The 18,686-nt window shown below is 65.5% G+C and carries 19 protein-coding genes; 14 read left to right on the top strand and 5 right to left on the bottom strand.

Features of this window, described 5'->3' with window-relative positions; genetic code table 11:
- Nucleotides 1-12: 12 nt before the first annotated feature.
- Complete coding sequence (locus tag ATF69_RS09285; protein WP_056068058.1) at nucleotides 13-1,182, bottom strand: 5-(carboxyamino)imidazole ribonucleotide synthase; 1,170 nt, start codon at nucleotides 1,180-1,182, stop codon at nucleotides 13-15.
- Nucleotides 1,179-1,673: a 5-(carboxyamino)imidazole ribonucleotide mutase gene (gene purE / locus ATF69_RS09290; RefSeq protein WP_055395445.1), complete on the bottom strand. Its 495-nt coding sequence runs from the start codon at nucleotides 1,671-1,673 to the stop codon at nucleotides 1,179-1,181. The genes ATF69_RS09285 and purE overlap by 4 nt, the downstream gene beginning before the upstream one ends.
- Before the next feature lie 156 nt (nucleotides 1,674-1,829).
- On the opposite strand from purE, the gene trxA reads away from it, so the two are divergent.
- Nucleotides 1,830-2,738: a thioredoxin gene (gene trxA, locus ATF69_RS09295; protein ID WP_146870691.1), complete on the top strand. Its 909-nt coding sequence runs from the start codon at nucleotides 1,830-1,832 to the stop codon at nucleotides 2,736-2,738.
- A gap of 75 nt (nucleotides 2,739-2,813) precedes the next feature.
- Here trxA and ATF69_RS09300 read toward each other — a convergent pair whose 3' ends face one another.
- Nucleotides 2,814-3,734: a phosphoribosylaminoimidazolesuccinocarboxamide synthase gene (locus ATF69_RS09300; protein ID WP_146870692.1), complete on the bottom strand. Its 921-nt coding sequence runs from the start codon at nucleotides 3,732-3,734 to the stop codon at nucleotides 2,814-2,816.
- A gap of 220 nt (nucleotides 3,735-3,954) precedes the next feature.
- On the opposite strand from ATF69_RS09300, the gene ATF69_RS09305 reads away from it, so the two are divergent.
- The 4 genes from ATF69_RS09305 to hprK all read left to right on the top strand — a co-directional run bounded on the left by ATF69_RS09305 (nucleotide 3,955) and on the right by hprK (nucleotide 7,345).
- A complete protein-coding gene (locus tag ATF69_RS09305; protein WP_146870693.1) occupies nucleotides 3,955-5,184 on the top strand; it encodes an MFS transporter in 1,230 nt (409 codons plus the stop codon).
- 243 nt (nucleotides 5,185-5,427) lie between these two features.
- Nucleotides 5,428-5,763, top strand: a complete 336-nt coding sequence (hpf, locus tag ATF69_RS09310) for a ribosome hibernation-promoting factor, HPF/YfiA family (RefSeq protein ID WP_015016131.1) — start codon at nucleotides 5,428-5,430, stop codon at nucleotides 5,761-5,763.
- Nucleotides 5,764-5,876: 113 nt separating this feature from the next.
- A complete protein-coding gene (locus ATF69_RS09315; RefSeq protein ID WP_056068066.1) occupies nucleotides 5,877-6,344 on the top strand; it encodes a PTS sugar transporter subunit IIA in 468 nt (155 codons plus the stop codon).
- A gap of 44 nt (nucleotides 6,345-6,388) precedes the next feature.
- Nucleotides 6,389-7,345 carry an HPr(Ser) kinase/phosphatase gene (gene hprK / locus ATF69_RS09320; protein WP_056068067.1) on the top strand — a complete coding sequence of 319 codons (957 nt, stop codon included), beginning with the start codon at nucleotides 6,389-6,391 and terminating at the stop codon, nucleotides 7,343-7,345.
- A gap of 119 nt (nucleotides 7,346-7,464) precedes the next feature.
- Here the strand turns inward: hprK and fur are convergent, their stop codons facing one another.
- The gene (fur, locus tag ATF69_RS09325) at nucleotides 7,465-7,881 is read right to left on the bottom strand and encodes a ferric iron uptake transcriptional regulator (RefSeq protein ID WP_056068069.1); all 417 of its coding nucleotides are present in this window, start codon (nucleotides 7,879-7,881) and stop codon (nucleotides 7,465-7,467) included.
- 89 nt (nucleotides 7,882-7,970) lie between these two features.
- Here fur and ATF69_RS09330 point away from each other — a divergent pair, with 89 nt between their 5' ends.
- The 6 genes from ATF69_RS09330 (at nucleotide 7,971) to ATF69_RS09355 (ending at nucleotide 13,902) form a co-directional block, all read left to right on the top strand.
- A complete protein-coding gene (locus tag ATF69_RS09330) occupies nucleotides 7,971-8,534 on the top strand; it encodes an outer membrane protein assembly factor BamE (protein ID WP_146870694.1) in 564 nt (187 codons plus the stop codon).
- A 63-nt stretch (nucleotides 8,535-8,597) separates the two neighbouring features.
- A complete protein-coding gene (dapB, locus tag ATF69_RS09335; protein WP_146870695.1) occupies nucleotides 8,598-9,437 on the top strand; it encodes a 4-hydroxy-tetrahydrodipicolinate reductase in 840 nt (279 codons plus the stop codon).
- Between the two features lie 13 nt (nucleotides 9,438-9,450).
- Nucleotides 9,451-10,131 carry a MotA/TolQ/ExbB proton channel family protein gene (locus ATF69_RS09340; protein ID WP_108498734.1) on the top strand — a complete coding sequence of 227 codons (681 nt, stop codon included), beginning with the start codon at nucleotides 9,451-9,453 and terminating at the stop codon, nucleotides 10,129-10,131.
- Nucleotides 10,132-10,154: 23 nt separating this feature from the next.
- Complete coding sequence (locus ATF69_RS09345; protein WP_108498735.1) at nucleotides 10,155-10,607, top strand: ExbD/TolR family protein; 453 nt, start codon at nucleotides 10,155-10,157, stop codon at nucleotides 10,605-10,607.
- A 99-nt stretch (nucleotides 10,608-10,706) separates the two neighbouring features.
- Nucleotides 10,707-13,400: a leucine--tRNA ligase gene (gene leuS, locus ATF69_RS09350; RefSeq protein WP_146870696.1), complete on the top strand. Its 2,694-nt coding sequence runs from the start codon at nucleotides 10,707-10,709 to the stop codon at nucleotides 13,398-13,400.
- A gap of 4 nt (nucleotides 13,401-13,404) precedes the next feature.
- Complete coding sequence (locus ATF69_RS09355; RefSeq protein WP_056068079.1) at nucleotides 13,405-13,902, top strand: LPS-assembly lipoprotein LptE; 498 nt, start codon at nucleotides 13,405-13,407, stop codon at nucleotides 13,900-13,902.
- 135 nt (nucleotides 13,903-14,037) lie between these two features.
- On the opposite strand, the gene rocF is transcribed toward ATF69_RS09355, so the two are convergent.
- Nucleotides 14,038-15,015: an arginase gene (gene rocF / locus ATF69_RS09360; protein WP_146870697.1), complete on the bottom strand. Its 978-nt coding sequence runs from the start codon at nucleotides 15,013-15,015 to the stop codon at nucleotides 14,038-14,040.
- A 187-nt stretch (nucleotides 15,016-15,202) separates the two neighbouring features.
- Here rocF and holA point away from each other — a divergent pair, with 187 nt between their 5' ends.
- The 3 genes from holA (at nucleotide 15,203) to ATF69_RS09375 (ending at nucleotide 18,679) form a co-directional block, all read left to right on the top strand.
- The gene (gene holA / locus ATF69_RS09365; protein ID WP_146870698.1) at nucleotides 15,203-16,258 is read left to right on the top strand and encodes a DNA polymerase III subunit delta; all 1,056 of its coding nucleotides are present in this window, start codon (nucleotides 15,203-15,205) and stop codon (nucleotides 16,256-16,258) included.
- Entirely contained in the window at nucleotides 16,231-17,604 is a 1,374-nt protein-coding gene (locus tag ATF69_RS09370) for an NAD(P)/FAD-dependent oxidoreductase (protein WP_244303683.1), read from the top strand. Before holA ends, ATF69_RS09370 begins: the two co-directional genes overlap by 28 nt.
- A 106-nt stretch (nucleotides 17,605-17,710) precedes the next feature.
- The gene (locus ATF69_RS09375; RefSeq protein ID WP_099729449.1) at nucleotides 17,711-18,679 is read left to right on the top strand and encodes an IS1595 family transposase; all 969 of its coding nucleotides are present in this window, start codon (nucleotides 17,711-17,713) and stop codon (nucleotides 18,677-18,679) included.
- Nucleotides 18,680-18,686: the final 7 nt, after the last annotated feature.

Below are 18,686 nucleotides of genomic sequence, written 5' to 3' on the forward strand. Positions count from 1 at the left end.
AAACAGCCTGGCTCAGAAGGGCTCGATGCCCAGCAGCGCTGCAGCCTGCAGGGCTGTGGCGCGCGCAGCCTCGGGGGTGGCGGCGGTGATGTTCAGGTGCCCCATCTTGCGGTCGCGCTTGGCGTCGCGCTTGCCATACAGGTGCAGGTGGGTGCCGGGCAGGGCCAGTACCTGGGCCCAGGGCGGGGTCTGCGCCGCGTCGCCGTGGGCAAACCACAGGTCGCCGAGCAGGTTCAGCATGACGGCGGCGCTGTGCTGGCGCGGCTGCGTCAGCGGCAGGCGGGCCATGGTGCGCACCTGCAGCTCGAACTGCGACACATCGCAGGCGTTCTGGCTGTAGTGACCGCTGTTGTGCGGGCGAGGGGCGATCTCGTTGACCACGAGGCTGCCGTCCTGCAGCACGAAGAACTCCACACACAGCACGCCCACATACTGCAGGCCTTCTGCTACAGATTTTGCAGCGGCTACCGCTTGATCCACTAGCGCTTGCGGCAGATTTCCTTCATAAACCTCGGTCACGGCCAGGATGCCGTCGCGGTGCAGGTTGCGCTGCACCGGCAGGTGCACCATCGTCCCATCGGCACCACGCGCCACGATGACGGAACATTCCAGCTGCAGCGGCAGCATCTTCTCCAGCACGCAGGCCACTTGGCCAACCGAATCCCAGGCGGGGGCCAGATCGGCGGGCGTCTTCACGCGCACCTGGCCCTTGCCGTCGTAGCCCATGCGGGCCGTCTTGAGGATGCCGGGCAAAAGGTGGGGGTATACGGCGGCCAGTTGCTCTGCGGTTTCGATCACGGCAAAGGGCGCGCAGGGCACACCGCAGGCCACAAAGTGCGCCTTCTCGCGTGCACGGTCCTGCGCCACCGACACGGCGCTGGCGGCGGGCGACACGGGGCGTTGCGAGGCCAGGGTGGCCAGTGCAGCGGCGGGTACGTTCTCGAACTCGGTGGTCACCGCATCCGACAGGCGGGCCAGCTCTGCGAGGCCCTGCGGGTCTTCGTAACCTGTCTGGATGTGGTGGTGGCTCACCAGCCCGGCAGGGCTGGTGGGGTCGGCATCGAGCACGGCCGTAAAGTAGCCCATAGCCTGGGCCTGGTGGACGAACATGCGGCCCAGCTGGCCGCCACCCAGAACACCCAACGTCGATCCGGGGAGCAAGGGTTGCGTGGCGGCGCTCATGCGGCGGGCGGCAGGGTCATGTTGCGGGCCACTTCCGTCTGCTCGGCGCGGAAGGCTTCCAGGCGCTGGCGCAGCTCGGGGCTCTCATTGGCCAGCAGGGCCACAGCAAACAGGGCTGCGTTGGCCGCGCCGGCGGTGCCGATGGCAAACGTCGCCACGGGGATGCCTTTGGGCATTTGTACGATGGAGTGCAGCGAATCCACACCCTGCAGGTGGCGGCTGGCCACGGGCACGCCCAGCACGGGCACGGTGGTCTTGGCGGCGATCATGCCGGGCAGGTGGGCAGCACCGCCGGCCCCGGCGATGATGGCCTTCAGCCCCCGGCCGGCGGCGGCCTCGGCGTAGGCAAACATGTCGTCGGGCATGCGGTGGGCCGACACCACGCGGGCCTCGTGCGCGATGCCGAACTGTTCAAGGATTTGCACTGCATGCTGCATGGTGTCCCAGTCGCTGCTGGAACCCATGACCACGCCGATCTGGATGGGTTTCATGGTGTGGAAGGTGCTGGCCGGCAGGCCTTGCCTGCCCAGCCGCTGTAGGTAGAACCCGCGATTTTACTTTTTGCGCCTCCCTGGCGGGTGTGGGGCTGTTTCGATGGGCCAAAATAGCGCGCAAACCGCTCCATAGGCCTCGGGCCCCACACCATCATGATTGACGTCACCGTAGAGAACTTTGAAGCCGAGGTGGTTGCCGCCTCGATGAACGTGCCCGTGCTGGTGGACTTCTGGGCGCCCTGGTGTGGCCCCTGCAAGTCCCTGGGGCCGGTGCTGGAGAAGCTGGAGACGGAATACGCGGGCCGCTTCAAGCTCGCCAAGATCGACTCCGACCAGGAACAGCAGCTGGCGGGCATGTTCGGAATCCGCAGCATTCCTACCTGCGTGCTGCTGATGAACGGTCAGCCTGTCGATGGTTTCATGGGCGCCTTGCCCGAAGGCCAGGTGCGCGCCTTCCTCGACAAGCACGTCCCCACCGCTGAAGAGATGGTGGCCGAGGCCGAGGAAGAAGAGGCGCAGGAAGCTCTGGCCGAAGGTGATACCGGCACCGCACTGGAGAAGCTGCAGCATGCCGTCGTGACCGACCCCGCCAACGATGACGCGCGCTTTGACTACGTCAAGCTGCTGCTGCAGCTGGGGCGCGAGGACGATGCCAAGGTGGCTTTTGCTCCCGTGATTGCCAAGGCCGCCATGTCGCGCAAGCTGGGGGCCCTCAAGACATGGATGGATGCTCTGGATTTTGTAGCGTCTGGCACATATGACACTAGCGCTGAGGCCGGATTTGAGGGAAAAATCGCCGCGAACAAGCGGGATTTTGACACCCGCTATGCCCGCGCCCGCTGGCTCATCACCCAGCAGCGCTGGACCGACGCCATGGACGAACTGCTCGAAATCCTCATGCGCGATAAGGCGTGGAGCGAAGAGATCGCCCGAAAGACCTACGTCGCCATCCTCGAACTGATCGAGGCGCCCAAGCCCAAGGTAGCCGAGGGCCAGATCCCCCCCGAAGACCCGGTGGTGGCCACCTACCGCCGGCGGTTGTCGAGTGTGGTGCTGAGCTGAGAAGGCGCACTCCAAAGAAAAAAGGCCCTTCAAGGGCCTTTTTTATAGCTGCACGGGCGTTGGCGGCAGCGCAGGTCAGCTTGTCAGCCGCTCCAGTGCCTCACGGTACTTCGCCGCCGTCTTTTCAATCACCGCCTGGGGCAGGCGGGGCGATGGAGGGGTCTTGTCCCAGGGCTTGCCGTTGACCTGGGCCTGCTCCAGCCAGTCGCGCACAAACTGCTTGTCGTAGCTGGGCGGGTTCTCCCCCTTGGCCAGGGCTTCAGCGTAGCCCTCCACTGGCCAGTAGCGGGAGCTGTCGGGGGTCAGCACCTCGTCCATCAGCACCAGCGTGCCGTCAGGGGCCAGGCCAAACTCGAATTTCGTGTCGGCAATGATCATGCCCTTGGTGAGCGCGATGTCGGCCGCGGCCTTGTAGATGGCAATGCTCAGATCGCGGATGCGGGTGGCCAGGTCCAGGCCAATCATCTCCACCGTGCGCTCGAAGGTGATGTTCTCATCGTGCTCGCCCATGGCGGCCTTGGCGGCGGGCGTGTAGATGGGGTCGGGCAGCTTGGCGGCGTTGGTCAGGCCTTCGGGCAGGGGCACGCCACAGACCGAGCGCGATTCCTGGTATTCCTTCCAGCCGCTGCCAGCCAGGTAGCCGCGCACCACGGCTTCGACCGGAATGGGTTGGAGGCGCTTCACTAGCATCGAGCGGCCACGGATTTGAGGGGCTTCCTCGGGGCTCACCACGCTCTCGGGTGCGTCACCTGTGAGGTGATTGGGGCAGATGTGGCCGAGCTTGTCGAACCAGAACAGGGCCATTTGGGTGAGCAGCTCGCCCTTGCCGGGGATAGGCTCGCCCATGATGACGTCGAAGGCCGACAGGCGGTCGCTGGCCACCATCAGGATGCGGTCATCGCCCACGGCGTAGTTGTCACGCACCTTGCCGCGTGCCAGCAGGGGCAGCGAAGTCAGGGCCGAAGTGTGCAGGGCGGTGGAGCTGGGCTGGGTCATGGTGTCGGTGTGGGCGGTGGGTGTCCGCTGCGGGCAGTCCGAAGAACGTAGGGGAAAGGGGGGCGCGGCAGGGGAGGCCTGGACGCAACCAATGGATTTTACGCGCCGCTCTGAAGGGCGGCGGTTTCCGCGGGGAATGCGCCGAGAAGGGTGTGTTCCGGGCAGGCATGCGGCACACTGGGCGGCCCTGAACCTGCCTGGGCCCCCGCGGCCGTCTGCTGTGTCTTCTTCTACGCCTGAGCTTTCCCCCCGCCGCGAACTGTGGCTGCTGCTGACGCTGGCAGGCATCCAGTTCACCCACATCCTGGATTTCATGATCATGATGCCGCTGGGTCCGCAGCTCACGCAGCTGTTTGCGATCACCGACGCGCAGTTTGGTTTGCTGGTGTCTGCCTACACGCTGTCGGCGGGGGCGTCAGGCCTGCTGGCTTCGACTTACATCGATCGCTTCGGTCGCAAGCGGCTTCTGCTGGTGCTCTATGGCCTGTTTGGGCTGGCGACGCTGGCCTGTGGCCTCGCGCCCACGTACGGCACGCTGATGGTGGCACGCATTCTCGCGGGGACTTTTGGCGGCGTGCTGTCGGCCTTGTCGCAGACCATCGTGGCGGACGTGGTGCCCTTCGAGCGGCGAGGGCGTGCCATGGGCATCGTGATGACGTCGTTTTCCGTGTCCACGGTGGCTGGCGTGCCCCTGGGGCTGATCCTCGCGCAGTACGGGGGCTGGAACCTGCCGTTCATTGGCATTGCCGCTATGGTGGGAGTGCTGGCCGTGCAGGCGGCCCGCACGCTACCGACCATGGCGGGCCATGTCCAGGCTGCCAACGGGCGGTCTGTGCTGAGCGGTATCGCCCAGGTGCTGGCGGATGGCAACCACCGGTGGGCATTTCTGTTCTCGGCGTTGCTGATGTTTACAGGTTTTACGGTGATTCCTTACATCACCATTTACATGCAGACCAATGCGGGTGTGCGCGCCGATCAGGTGCCGCTGGTGTACCTGTGTGGCGGGGTGGTGACCTTGTTCACGGCACGCCTGTTCGGGCGCATGACAGACCGGCATGGCAAGGTGCCCACCTTCCGGTGGCTGGCCCTCGCAGGTCTTCCCTGCATCCTGGGTATCACGCTGGTGCAGGGGTTGCCGCTGTGGGGCGTGTTGATGGTGTCCACGCTGATGTTCACTTTCGTCAGTGGCCGCATGATTCCCGGCATGGCCATCATTGCCTCTGCGGCGCACGCGCCTTTGCGGGGGACCTTCATGACGCTGAACGCCTCCGTGCAATCGGCGGCGATGGGTGTTGCGTCTTTTGTGGGAGGGGTGCTGATCAGCCGCGATGCGCAGGGGCTGGTACAGAACTACTGGGTGGCTGCGCTGGTGGGCATCGGCGCCAGCCTGCTGTCGATGCTGGTGGTGGGGCGCCTCACGCTGCATGGCGCGACGCCGTCGGCACGGTGACAAGAAAGGGGCTTGCGCTGCACTTTGGCCAGTCCCTTCAATCCGCCCATTGTGCGCGCTTTTCGGGTGCTTGGCACCTTGCCGGGCATAACCCAGCGGCCTGCGGCGGTATGGGATTGCATTTCAGGGAGGGCAGGGGCATAGTGAACCCACGACGTCAACAACAGATGCATCCAAGTTCGCCGAGCCGCTCCTCTGATCCAGGACGGCGTTTTTCCACCGAGAGCCACAGGAGACTTATTTATGAACTTGACGATCAGCGGTCACCACCTCGAAGTTACTCCCGCCTTGCGCAACTACGTCACCACCAAGCTGGACCGGATCACCCGCCATTTTGACCAAGTTGTCGATGTCAAGGTACTGCTGACGGTAGAGAAGCAAAAGGAAAAGGAAAAGAGACAGCGAGCGGAATGCAACATCCACGTCAAGGGTAGCGACCTGTTTGCCGAAAGCTCCCACGCCGACCTGTATGCGGCTGTGGACGAACTGGTCGATAAGATGGACCGCCAGGTGGTCCGCCACAAGGACCGTTTGCAAGATCACCACCACGAAGCCGCCAAGCGCGAACTGCACGCTTGATGCGCCAGCCCTGAGCCTGGCACAGCAGCCGCCCCTCTCGGGCGGTTTTTTTGTTGCCTGACGCGCCGCGCTCAGGGTTTTCGCCAATATGTGCATAATTGTTACCCTTGACCATGAACCGACTCGCCTCCATCCTGCCCTCCGCTCAAGTGCTTGTGAGCGTGGACGCCACCAGCAAGAAGCGTGCTTTTGAAGAAGCGGGTCTGCTGTTCGAGAGCCAGCACGGCCTCTCCCGGGCGCTGATCACCGACAGTCTGTTTGCTCGCGAACGCCTGGGCTCCACCGGGCTCGGTCATGGCGTGGCCATTCCCCATGGGCGCATCAAAGGCCTCAAGGCCCCGATGGCGGCCGTGTTTCAGTTGCTCAATCCCATTGGGTTCGATGCGCCGGACGAGTTGCCGGTGGGTCTGCTGATCTTTTTGCTGGTGCCCGAGGCGGCCACGCAAAAACACCTGGAAATCCTCTCCGAGATTGCCGAGTTGCTCAGCGACTCTGCATTGCGCGAAAAGCTCAAGGCCTGCGCTGATGCCGCCGAACTGCACGGCATGATCGCGGGCTGGCAATCCACCCAAACGGCCTGAGTGCTTTCCCCGCCGCCTGCGCTGATCACCCTGACTGACCTGCCGTGAAGCCCAATGTTGTCAGCGCCGACGTTCTTTTCGAGGAATTTCGCGGCCCCCTGAAGTGGGAGTGGGTGGCAGGTCTCGGAGCCTCCGAGCGCCGTTTTGACGAAGTGGCCGTGCGCTCCGCACGTTCCGGCGCCGATTTGGTCGGCTATCTCAACTACATCCATCCGTACCGGGTCCAGATCCTCGGCGAGCGCGAGATTGCGTACCTGAGCAACGCCTCCCCTGACGATTGCAAGCGCCGCATCGCCCGTATCGTGACGCTGGAGCCCCCCGTTCTGGTGCTGGCCGACAACCAGACCGCACCCGACGCGCTGGTGTCGATGTGCGAGCGTGCGCAGATTCCGATGTTTTCCACGCACGAGTCGTCGGCGTTTGTCATCGACGTGCTGCGCGCCTACCTGTCCAAGCACTTCGCTGACCGCACCACGATGCACGGTGTGTTCATGGATATTCTGGGCCTGGGCGTGATGATCACCGGCGAGTCGGGCCTGGGCAAGAGCGAGCTGGGCCTGGAGCTGATCTCGCGTGGCAACGGTCTGGTGGCCGACGATGCCGTGGATTTGTTCCGCATCAACCAGACGACCATCGAGGGCAAGTGCCCCGAGCTGCTGCAAAACCTGCTGGAAGTGCGCGGCATCGGCCTGCTCGATATCCGCGCCATCTTTGGCGAGACGGCGGTGCGCCGCAAGATGCGCCTCAAGCTCATCGTGCACCTGGTGCGTAAGGAGACGCTGGAGCGTGACTACGAGCGTCTGCCCTACGAGCCGCTTACGCAGGACGTGTTGGGCGTGCCGGTGCTCAAGGTCGTGATCCAGGTGGTCGCCGGCCGCAACATCGCCGTGCTGGTCGAGGCCGCCGTGCGCAACACCATCCTGCAACTGCGCGGCATCGACACCTACCAAGAGTTTGTCGAACGCCATCGCCGTGCCATGGAGCGCGATACGGGCGGCTAGCGGCGCTCAGGCCACCAAAACTGGCGCGGCCCATACCAGCGCTGTCGCGCTAGGGCCGCCGCGCCGCGCCGGGAGCGTCCCCCTCGGTGGGAAGACGCCGAAGGTGGCTCAGGGGAGAGTCATTTCTTAGCGCAGTCGGCGCACTGCCCGTACAGGGCCATGGTGTGGTCCTGCACCAGCCAGCCCTTGGCTTTGGCCACAGCGTGCTGCCGCTTTTCGATCTCGGGGTCGTAAAACTCTTCCACCTTGCCACACGAAGTGCAGATGAAGTGGTCGTGGTGTTGCCCTTCGTTGAGCTCGTACACCGCCTTGCCGCTCTCGAAATTGCTGCGGATCAGGATGCCGGCCTGCTCGAATTGTGTGAGCACCCGGTACACGGTGGCCAGGCCGATGTCCGAGCGCTCTTCCAGCAGCACGCGGAACACGTCTTCGGCCGTCATGTGGCGCTGCGCTCCCTTCTGGAAAATCTCCAGAATCTTCAGTCGGGGCAGTGTGGCCTTGAGTCCCGTGCTTTTGAGTTCGTCGATATTGGTCATGGCTGGCTCTTTCGGGGGCGGGCAACCGGCTCAGGGTCCGGAGGGGCTGCCGCTACAATGGGACGATCATATCCTTTGGCCTTTTACCCATGCCCGTCCAAGCCCGTTACAGCGCCCGTCTGGGCCTGGTTGTGTTGATCGGTGCCAGCATGGCCGCCCTGACCGGTTGCGGCAGTCTGGATGGCGCCAGCAGCCGCATCGCCAACATCGTCAAGCCCTACCGGGTGGACGTGGTGCAGGGCAATTTCGTGTCCCGCGAGCAGGTCGAAGCCCTGCAGCCCGGCATGAGCCGCCAGCAAGTGCGCGAGATTCTCGGGACGCCGCTGGTCACCAGCCTGTTCCATGCGGACCGCTGGGAGTACGTGTTCACGCTCAAACGCCCTGGCGAAGAGATTCAGACCCGCAAGCTGACCGTGTTCTTCAAGGGCGATGCCCTGGAGCGATCCGAAGGCGATGAAATGCCGACCGAGACCGAGTTCGTCGCCACGCTGGGTGCGCGCGACGGTGCCAAGGGCAAGGTGCCGGCGTTGGAAGCCACGCCGGAGCAACTGGCCAAGTACCCGGTCAAGGAGCGCCCCGCGCCAGCAGCGGCCACACCGTCGGCATTGCCTGCCGCCACCAGTTACCCGCCGCTCGAAGCGCCCGCGCGCTGAACCTTGCGGCCCTGGCAGTGAGCCCGGTGCGCTGGCTGCCCTATCTATGAACAGGACCTTTTCATGACCGCGACTTCTTCGCCTGCGGCTCCCGCGGCATCCCCCCTCCGTGTAGCCGTCGCCGGGGCTTCGGGCCGCATGGGCCGCATGCTGATCGAGGCCATCCGCGCCAGCGACGACTGCGTGCTGGCCGGTGCACTGGATGTGGCCGCCAGCCCGGCCATCGGTTCGGACGCCACGGCCTTTCTGGGCTATGCCAGCGGTGTGGCCATCACGGCCGACTTGGCGGCTGGCCTGAAGAACGCCGAGGTGCTCATTGACTTCACCCGCCCCGAGGGCACGCTGGCCCACATGGCCGTGTGCAGCCAGCTGGGCGTGAAGGCCGTCATCGGCACCACCGGTTTCACCGATGCACAAAAGGCCGAACTCGACGCCTACGCACAGCGCACCGCCATCATGTTCTCGCCCAACATGAGCGTGGGTGTGAACGTCACGCTCAAGCTGCTGCAAATGGCCGCCAAGGCCATGGCCACGGGGTACGACATCGAAATCATCGAAGCCCACCACCGCCACAAGGTCGATGCACCCTCGGGCACCGCGCTCAAGATGGGCGAGGTGATTGCCGAGGCCCTGGGCCGCGACCTCAAGGACTGCGCCGTGTACGCCCGCGAAGGCGTGACGGGCGAGCGCGACCCCTCCAGCATCGGCTTTGCTGCCATCCGTGGTGGCGACATCGTGGGCGACCACACCGTGCTGTTTGCGGGCATCGGCGAGCGCATCGAGGTCACGCACAAGTCCTCCAGCCGCGCCACGTACGCGCAGGGCGCCTTGCGCGCCGTGCGCTTCCTGGCGGCCCACAAGACTGGCATGTTCGACATGTTCGACGTGCTGGGCTTGCACTGATCCGCCGACTCCCATGGACGCGCTCCACTGGTGGCGCCAGGGCGATGCCGTGACGCAAAGTGCGGCACTGGTCTTGCTGGCCATGTCGGTGGCAAGCTGGGTGGTCATTGTGTGGAAGCTGCGGCTCATGCGCCGCGCCAGTGCCGACGTGGCCCGTTGCACGGCCGCGTTCTGGCAGGCGCCCTCGCTGGCCCTCGCGCAGCAACGTTTGCAGTCTTTTGACCGGGATGCGCTAGTGCTTCCTTTGGTGGTTGCTGCAAATTTGATAGCGAATCACGACAGCATGGCCCAGTCCACGCTGGCCACGGCTGGCAGCCTGTCGCAGCGGCTCACGCGGGTGCTGCGCGATGCCCTGCACGATGTGCTGGGACGCCTGCAGTTTGGCCAGGTGCTGCTGGCCACGGTGGGCTCCACGGCGCCTTTTGTGGGGCTGCTGGGCACCGTGTGGGGCATATACCATGCGCTCACCGCCATGGCAGGCGCGGGGCAGATCACCATTGATCGCGTTTCCGGCCCGGTGGGCGAGGCCCTGGTCATGACGGCGGCTGGGCTGGCCGTGGCAATCCCTGCCGTGCTGGCCTACAACGTATTTGGCCGCTTGCTCGGTCGCATTGAGGCTGACCTGGAAGGGTTTGCGCGCGATCTGCGAGAGCTGATCATTGACACCTCTGTCCCCGCCGATCCTCGGCCCTGAGCTCCAGGAAGCTTGACCGCGCCATGGCCTTCGGAAGACTTGAACGCACCACCGGGCCGCAGCCCATGAGCGACATCAACATGACGCCGCTGGTGGACGTAATGCTGGTGCTGGTGGTCATCTTCATCCTCACGGCACCGCTGCTGGCCAGCTCCATCCGGCTGGACCTGCCGCGCACCGAAGGCGCCACGCCCGGCACGGCCCCGCAATTCGTCACGCTGGTGGTCGATGCCTCGGGCCAGGCGTTTCTGGATGACCAGCCCCTGTCGCAGGCTGCGCTGGCCGAGCGCCTGCGCCGCATTGGCGCCGAGCGCCCCGACACCGAGGTGCAACTGCGCGCCGACGCTGCCGTGCCCTATGGCCGCGTGGTCGAAGTCATGGGCGCGGCCCACCTGGCTGGGCTGCAGCGCATCGGATTTGTGGCCGAACCTGCGGCGAATCCTGTGTCGCCTGCGTCTCCAGCCCCGTCCCGCTGACCCACCCCGGCTGCTGGCACGCCGGTGCCAGTCCCTGACCGCCTAAAATCCCTGCAGCGCGGCCCTGCGGCTGCACTCTTCTCTCACCCCCGAGCCCCCATGCAAGACAAATACTCTCCCCAAGACGTCGAACGCGCGGCGCACGACCACTGGACCGCCACCGACGCCTACCGCGTGACGGAAGACACGAGCAAGAAGAAGTTCTACGCCTGCTCCATGCTGCCCTACCCCAGCGGCAAGCTGCACATGGGCCACGTGCGCAACTACACCATCAACGACATGCTCACGCGCTATCTGCGCATGAATGGCTACAACGTGTTGATGCCCATGGGCTGGGACGCCTTCGGCCTGCCAGCCGAAAACGCGGCGCTCAAGAACGGCGTGCCACCGGCCAAGTGGACGTACGAAAACATCGCGTACATGAAAAAGCAGATGCAGGCCATGGGCCTGGCCATCGACTGGAGCCGCGAAGTCGCCACCTGCGACCCCGAGTACTACAAGTGGAACCAGTGGCTGTTTTTGAAGATGCTGGACAAGGGCATTGCCTACCGCAAGACCCAGGTCGTGAACTGGGACCCCGTGGACCAGACCGTGCTGGCCAACGAGCAGGTGATTGACGGCAAGGGCTGGCGCACCGGCGCCACCGTGGAAAAGCGCGAAATCCCTGGCTACTACCTCAAGATCACCGACTACGCCGAAGAGCTGCTGGGCTTTGTGACCGGCGACAAGCTGCCCGGCTGGCCCGAGCGTGTGAAGCTGATGCAGGAAAACTGGATCGGCAAGAGCGAAGGCGTGCGTTTTGCGTTCACGCACGACATTGCCGGCGACGACGGCGCGCTCATCGGCGACGGCAAGATGTACGTGTTCACCACGCGCGCCGACACCATCATGGGCGTGACCTTCTGCGCCGTGGCGCCCGAGCATCCGCTGGCCGCCCATGCCGCCAAGACCAACCCCGCGCTCAAGGCCTTCATCGAAGAATGCAAGAGCGGCGGCACCACCGAAGCCGAGCTGGCCACGCAAGAGAAAAAGGGCGTGCCCACGGGCCTGTTCGTCACGCACCCGCTCACCGACGAAAAGGTCGAGGTCTGGGTCGGCAACTACGTGCTGATGGGCTATGGCGACGGCGCCGTGATGGGCGTGCCCGCCCACGACGAGCGCGACTTCGCGTTCGCCCTGAAGTACGGCATCGAGATCAAGCAAGTAGTGTTGGTGGACGGCGAAACGTTCAACTACCACCAGTGGCAGGACTGGTACGGCGACAAGCAACGCGGCGTGACCATCAACTCCGACAGCTTCAGTGGCCTGTCGTACAAGGAAGCCGTGAACGCCGTGGCCCACGCGCTGGAGCAAAAGGGCCTGGGCGAGAAGAAGACCACCTGGCGCCTGCGCGACTGGGGCGTGAGCCGCCAGCGCTACTGGGGCACGCCGATCCCGATCATCCACTGCGACGAACACGGCGCCGTGCCCGTGCCCGAAAAAGACCTGCCCGTGGTGCTGCCGCAAGATTGCATCCCCGACGGCTCGGGCAACCCGCTGCACAAGCACGAAGGCTTCCACGCGGGCGTGACCTGCCCCGTGTGTGGCAAGGCTGCCCGCCGCGAGACGGACACCATGGACACGTTCGTGGACAGCTCGTGGTACTTCATGCGGTACTGCGACCCAAAGAACAGTGAAGCCATGGTCGCTGGCGGCGCCGATTACTGGATGCCGATGGACCAGTACATCGGCGGCATCGAGCACGCCATCCTGCACTTGCTGTACGCCCGCTTCTGGACCAAGGTCATGCGCGACCTGGGCCTGGTCAAGGTCGATGAGCCCTTCACCAAGCTGCTCACGCAGGGCATGGTGCTCAACCACATCTACAGCCGCCGCACCGCCAAGGGCGGCAAGGACTACTTCTGGCCGCACGATGTGGAGCACGTGCTGGACGAAGGCGGCAAGATCATCGGCGCCAAGCTGAAGAACGAAGCCACCAGCGGCGACGGTATGTTGCCCGTGGGCACGCCCATCGACTACGAGGGCGTGGGCACCATGTCCAAGTCCAAGAACAATGGCGTGGACCCGCAGGACCTGATCGAGAAGTACGGCGCCGACACCGCCCGCCTGTACACCATGTTCACTGCCCCGCCCGAGGCCACGCTGGAGTGGAACGACGCGGCGGTGGAAGGCAGCTACCGCTTCCTGCGCCGGGTGTGGAACTTCGGCCTCAAGCTCTCGGCCATCGACCGCGAGGCTGCCATGGCCAGCGTGGCCGGTGCCAGCAGCCTGCAGGACGTGCAGTTTGGCAAGGACGCCAAGGCCCTGCGCCTGGAGATCCACAACGTGCTCAAGCAGGTGGACTACGACTACCAGCGCATGCAGTACAACACCGTGGTCTCCGGCGCGATGAAGATGATCAACGCGCTCGAAGATTTCAAGGCCATGGACTCGGCCGGTGCCCAGGTGGCGCTGATCGAAGGCTTTGGCATCCTGCTGCGCTGCCTGTACCCCGCCACACCCCACATCGCCCACAGCCTGTGGACGGGCCTGGGCTACGCCGGTGCGCTGGGCGACCTGCTCGATGCGCCCTGGCCGCAGGTGGATGCCGGTGCGCTGGTGCAGGACGAGATCGAACTCATGCTGCAGGTCAACGGCAAGCTGCGCGGATCCATCCATGTACCCGCCCAGGCCGACAAGGCCGAGATCGAGCGCATTGCGCTGGCCAGCGAGGCCTTTGTGGCCCAGGCCGCAGGTGCTCATCCGAAACGCGTGATCGTGGTGCCAGGTCGCCTGGTGAACGTGGTGGTCTGACCCCATGAACAAACGCACACTGCTCAGTCTGGCCCCGGTGGCCCTGTTGTCTGCCTGCGGATTCCGGCTGCGTGGCGTGCCGGAGTTCGGGTTTGGCTCGCTCTACATCGCGGCCCCTGCCAGCTCGCCGCTGGCGCGTGAGCTGCAGCGCACACTCGACGGATCGGGCAGCCAGCTCAAACTGCTGCGCGACCCGGCCAGCATGCCGACGGCAGAGGCCATCTTCGATCTGCTGCAGGAGCAGCAGGAGCGTGTGGTGGTGGGCCTCAATGCGTCGGGACAGGTGCGCGAGCTGCAACTGCGCTTGCGTATCAAGTTCCGCCTGCGCACGCCCACCGGCGTGGAGCTGATCCCGGACACCGAGCTGCTGCAGCAGCGCGACATCAGCTACAACGAAACCATTGCGCTGGCCAAGGAGGCCGAAGAGGCGCTGCTCTACCGCGACATGCGGACCGACCTGGTGCAGCAGCTCATGCGCCGGCTCGCAGCAGCCAAGCGCTAAGAACAGCTCACAGAACTCCCCTGGCGTCGTTGTCTCGCCTTGTCGTACTAGTCGTGCTGCCTGCGGCGAAACGCCTGGCCATGGCCGCTTCGCTGAGTTTTGTGAGCTGCTCTAAGAATATGCGCGCTCAGGCGCTCACGCGCTCAGCGTCGGCCCCTGGCCGTGCGAGGGCACGCGCATGAGCGTGCTCTTGCCAAACAGCGACTCCACCAGGTCCACCGCCAGCACGGCCGTGCGGTTGCGCACATCCAGTGCGGGGTTCAGTTCCACAATGTCCAGAGATGCCAGGCGCCCGCTGTCGGCAATCATCTCCATGCACAACTGCGCCTCGCGGTAAGTGGGGCCACCGGGCACCGTGGTGCCCACCCCGGGGGCAATGTCGGGGTCCAGAAAGTCCACATCAAAGCTCACATGCAGGTGGGTGTGTGCATCCAGACCGGCCAGCGCTTGCTGCATGGTCTGGCGCATGCCCACCTCGTCGATGTAGCGCATGTCGAACACCTCCAGGCCCTGCTCGTGCACAAAACGCTTTTCGCCCGCGTCCACGCTGCGGATGCCGATCTGCCGGATCTGCGAGGGGTGCAGAGCCGGGCCACCGCCCGGCATGCGGGCCAGCCCGGTCAGCGCCTCGGGGCCGAAACCGCACAGGCAGGCCACGGGCATGCCATGCACATTGCCGCTGGGGGTCAGTGCACTGGTGTTGAAGTCGGCATGGGCATCGAGCCACAGCACCCGCAGTTTTTTGCCCACCTCCGCGCAATGGCGGGCCACGGCGCTGATGCTGCCCAGGCCCAGGCAGTGGTCGCCACCCAGCAGGACGGGCAGGTGGCCCAGCTGCAGTTCTGCATACACCGCGTCGAACACGCGCTGGTTCCATTCCACCACCTCGGGCAGGTGGCGGTAGCCGTCTACGGGTGGCTGCCACGGGTTGGCGGGGCCACTCAGGTTGCCCCGGTCAAACACCTGCAGCCCGTGGGACTCCAGCGCCGCCTGCAGGCCGGCCACACGCAAGGCCTCGGGCCCCATGGAGGCGCCGCGTGCGCCGGCGCCGATGTCGGTGGGGGCGCCGATCAGGCTGGTGGGCTGGGCGCTGCGCAGGGCGGTGGGGGGCATGGCGGTCTGACTTTCTGGGTTTGGCAGTGAGCGGGAAGGGCGCGGGCGCCCGGGGGAATTCTCAGGGCTTTGGGCGCCAATGAACAGCGCCGCAGCTGATCGGTTCGTGACCTCTCTTGTGCACTGTGAGGGCATACGCTGGCAATTTGCGCAATGCCGGGTCTGCCCAGGCGATAAACTTTGCCGCATGCAAGTCGCCCTGGCCCAACTCTCTCAGCATCTTCAACGGGGCCTGTCGCCGCTTTATGTCCTGCATGGCGACGAGCCCTTGCTCCAGCAAGAGGCGGCCGACGCCATCCGCGCCACCGCCCGCACCCAGGGCTACACCGAGCGCAGCAGCTACACCGTGGCCGGTGCCCATTTCGACTGGAGTGCGGTGCTGGCGGCCGGCGGGTCACTCAGCCTTTTTGCCGACAAGCAGATCGTCGAGATCCGTATTCCCTCGGGCAAGCCCGGCAAGGACGGCAGCGTGGCGCTGCAGCAGATCGCCGAATCGGCCCGGGGTAACGACAGCACCCTCACCATGGTCATGCTGCCGCGCCTCGATAAAGCCACCAAAACCGGTGCCTGGTTTGCCGCGCTGGAGGGTAACGGCACGTCGATTCAGATCGACCCCATCGAGCGCGGCCAACTGCCACAGTGGATCGCAGCGCGCCTGGCCGCGCAGGGCCAGCGTGTGGTCGCGGGGGAGGAAGGCCAGCGCACCCTGCAGTTTTTTGCCGATCGCGTGGAAGGCAACCTGCTGGCCGCGCACCAGGAGATCCAGAAACTGGCGTTGTTGCACCCGGCGGGTGAACTGACCCAAGCCCAGGTCGAAGCCGCCGTGCTCAACGTGGCGCGCTATGACGTGTTCAAGCTGTCAGAGTCGGTGCTGGCCGGGCAGACGGCCCGCGTGCAGCGCATGCTGGATGGCCTGCAGGCCGAGGGCGAAGCCGAAGTGCTGGTGCACTGGGCGCTGGCCGAAGACATCCGCGCCCTCAAGCGCGTGAAAGACGCGATGAACGCCGGCCGCCCCTTGCCCATGGCGCTGCGCGAAAACCGCATCTGGGGCCCCAAGGAGCGGCTGTTTGAACGCATCCTGCCCAAGGCCAGCGACGCCGCCCTGGCGCGCTTGCTGCAGTCGGCCCACACGGTGGATGGCATCGTCAAAGGCCTCAAGCAGCCCGACTGGCCGCAAGACGGCTGGCAGGCCCTGCAGCGCCTGGCCTTTCAGCTGTGCCGCCTGACCAGCGCGGCACGGTGATGGCGGCCGCTGCTGCCTCCCCGCCTTTGCGCCTGCCCAACGACGACGCCACCAACGGCTGGTCCGCCATCCTGCCCCCGCGCACGCCGCGCCCTGCGCTGTTGGGCGATGTGCAGGCCTATTGGCTGGTGCTGGGCGCGGGCTTTGCGGGCCTGGCCGCCGCGCGCCGCCTGGCCGAGCTGCGCCCCCACGCCCACATCGTGGTGGTGGATGCAGGCACCGTGGGCAACAACGCATCGGGCCGCAACTCGGGCTTTGCTATTGATGTGCCGCACAACATCGGCAGCTCGCTCGAAGAACTGCGACAGGCCGCGCACTACCAGGCGTTGCTCACGGCTGGTTTGAGTGAGCTTGAGCAACTGGTAGGGCAGCACCGCATCGACTGCCAATGGCGCCGCGCAGGCAAGTACCACTGCGCCGTGTCGCCTGCTGCCGAGCGCACGCTGCAGCACCATGTGCAGGAGCTGCGCGCCCTGGGTGCGCCGCACGAGCTGCTGGACCGCAGCGCCCTGGCCGCGCGCCTGGGCACCCGCTACTTTGCCGCCGGGCTCTACACGCCGGGCACCGTGCTGCTCAATCCCGCCGCGCTGTGCCGGGGCCTGGCCGATGCGCTGCCCGCCAACGTCATCCTGTACGAGCAAACGCCGGTGCAGCGGCTGGACCTGTCAGGCTGCAAGGTGGTGGCGCACACCCCGCAGGGCCGTGTGCGTGCGCCGCAACTGTTGCTGGCGGCCAATGGGTTTGCGCAGCAGCTGGGGCTGTTCGGCAGCGCCTGGGGAGCGGAGACGTTTCCGCTGGTCACCTTTGGCTCGCTCACGGCGCCACTCACGCCCGAGCAGCGCAGCCGCCTGGGCGCGCCCGAGGGCTGGGGCGTGACGCCCGCCAGCGCCGTCACGGGGGCCACGCTGCGCTACACGGACGACCACCGCATTCTGGTGCGCCAGGGCTTTGAATATGCGCCGCAGTTCCGCGTCAGGCCTGCGGTGCGCGAGCGCGTGCGGCGCGAGCATGCGGCCGTGTTTGCGGCGCGTTTTCCGCAGCTGGGTGATGTGGCGTTGGAGCATTTCTGGGAAGGCTCGATTGCCATCACCCGCAATGGCGCACCGCGCTGGGGGCGGCTGGCCCCGCAGGTGCATGGCGTGGCGGGGTGCAATGGGGCGGGGGTGGTGAAGTTCACTGCGCTGGGGGCTTTGGCAGCGGATTTGGCGCTGGGGCAGGACCATCCGTTGTTGGCGCATGCCTTGGCTTTGGGTGGGCCGACGCGCATGCCGCCGCAGCCGTTCATGGGGCTGGGGGTGCGGGCGTATATTGCGCGGGAGAAGTGGTTGGGGCGGGCGGAGGTTTGATTATTTTTGGGCTCTTCTAGCGAATGCTAGTGATGAGTCTTTAACCGTAGCGCTACGCCCCCATCTCCCCAGCATGACGCGCTTGCGTCTGCCCCAGGAGAAGGCCATGCGACAGCAACAGATGACGCGCTTGATCCACAGCCTGCCCCAGCTGACGCACCACCAGCGCCAGCAACTGGCAAGCTGCCTGCAGGCGCTGCTCGATCACAGTCAAGCCATCGCCGTTGTAGAAGCACATGGCAGCGCCCACCGAACCTGTCCGCACTGCGGCAGCCCGCAGCTTGTCAAGAATGGCTCGGCCAACGGGCTGCAACGCTTCAAGTGCCGCCAGTGCGCGCGCACCTTCAACGCCTTGACTGGAACACCGCTGGCACGCCTGCATCTGCGGGATAAGTGGATGGGCCAGGCGCAGGTCTTGAGCGAAGGACTCTCACTCAACCAGGTGGCCCTGCGCCTGGGTGTGGCGCAAAGCACCGCCTTTCGCTGGCGCCACCGCTTCCTGGCCTGCCCCAAGAGCGTGCAGGCACGCCAGCTTGTGGGCATCGCCGAGGCCGATGAGTCTTACTTCCTGGCCTCCTGCAAGGGACACAGAGGCTTGCTGCGTCGTCCTCGCCGACGCGGCGGTAAGGCGCTGGCTGGCTGCAAGGGCTTGGAATACACCCCGGTGCTGATGGCGCGAGACCGGGCCGGAGCAACGGCCAACCTCATCCTGCAGACGAACCAAGCGGTGAGTGTGCAAACTGCACTCAAACCCTTGCTGCCACCAGACACCATCCTATGCACCGACGGCAGCGTCACACTGGCCAGCGCTGCGCGGGCCCTGGGCGTGCAGCACCAGGCGGTGAACGTGAGCCGGGGTAGGCGTGTGAGAGGCCCCTGGCATGTTCAAAACGTCAATGCCTATGTCAGCAGGCTGCGCGGGTGGATGCAGCGCTTCAAGGGCGTTGCAACGAAATACCTTGATTCGTACCTGGGCTGGTTCAGGATGTTGGACCGATCAGGCCCCATGGGGCCGCAGCCCGCACTGGTGCTGGAGGCGGCTATGGGGAGTCAAGGCGTCACTAGCATTCGCTAGAAGAGCC

It is taken from the genome of Acidovorax delafieldii, from assembly GCF_007993815.1.
GTDB classification, from domain to species: domain Bacteria; phylum Pseudomonadota; class Gammaproteobacteria; order Burkholderiales; family Burkholderiaceae_C; genus Acidovorax; species Acidovorax delafieldii.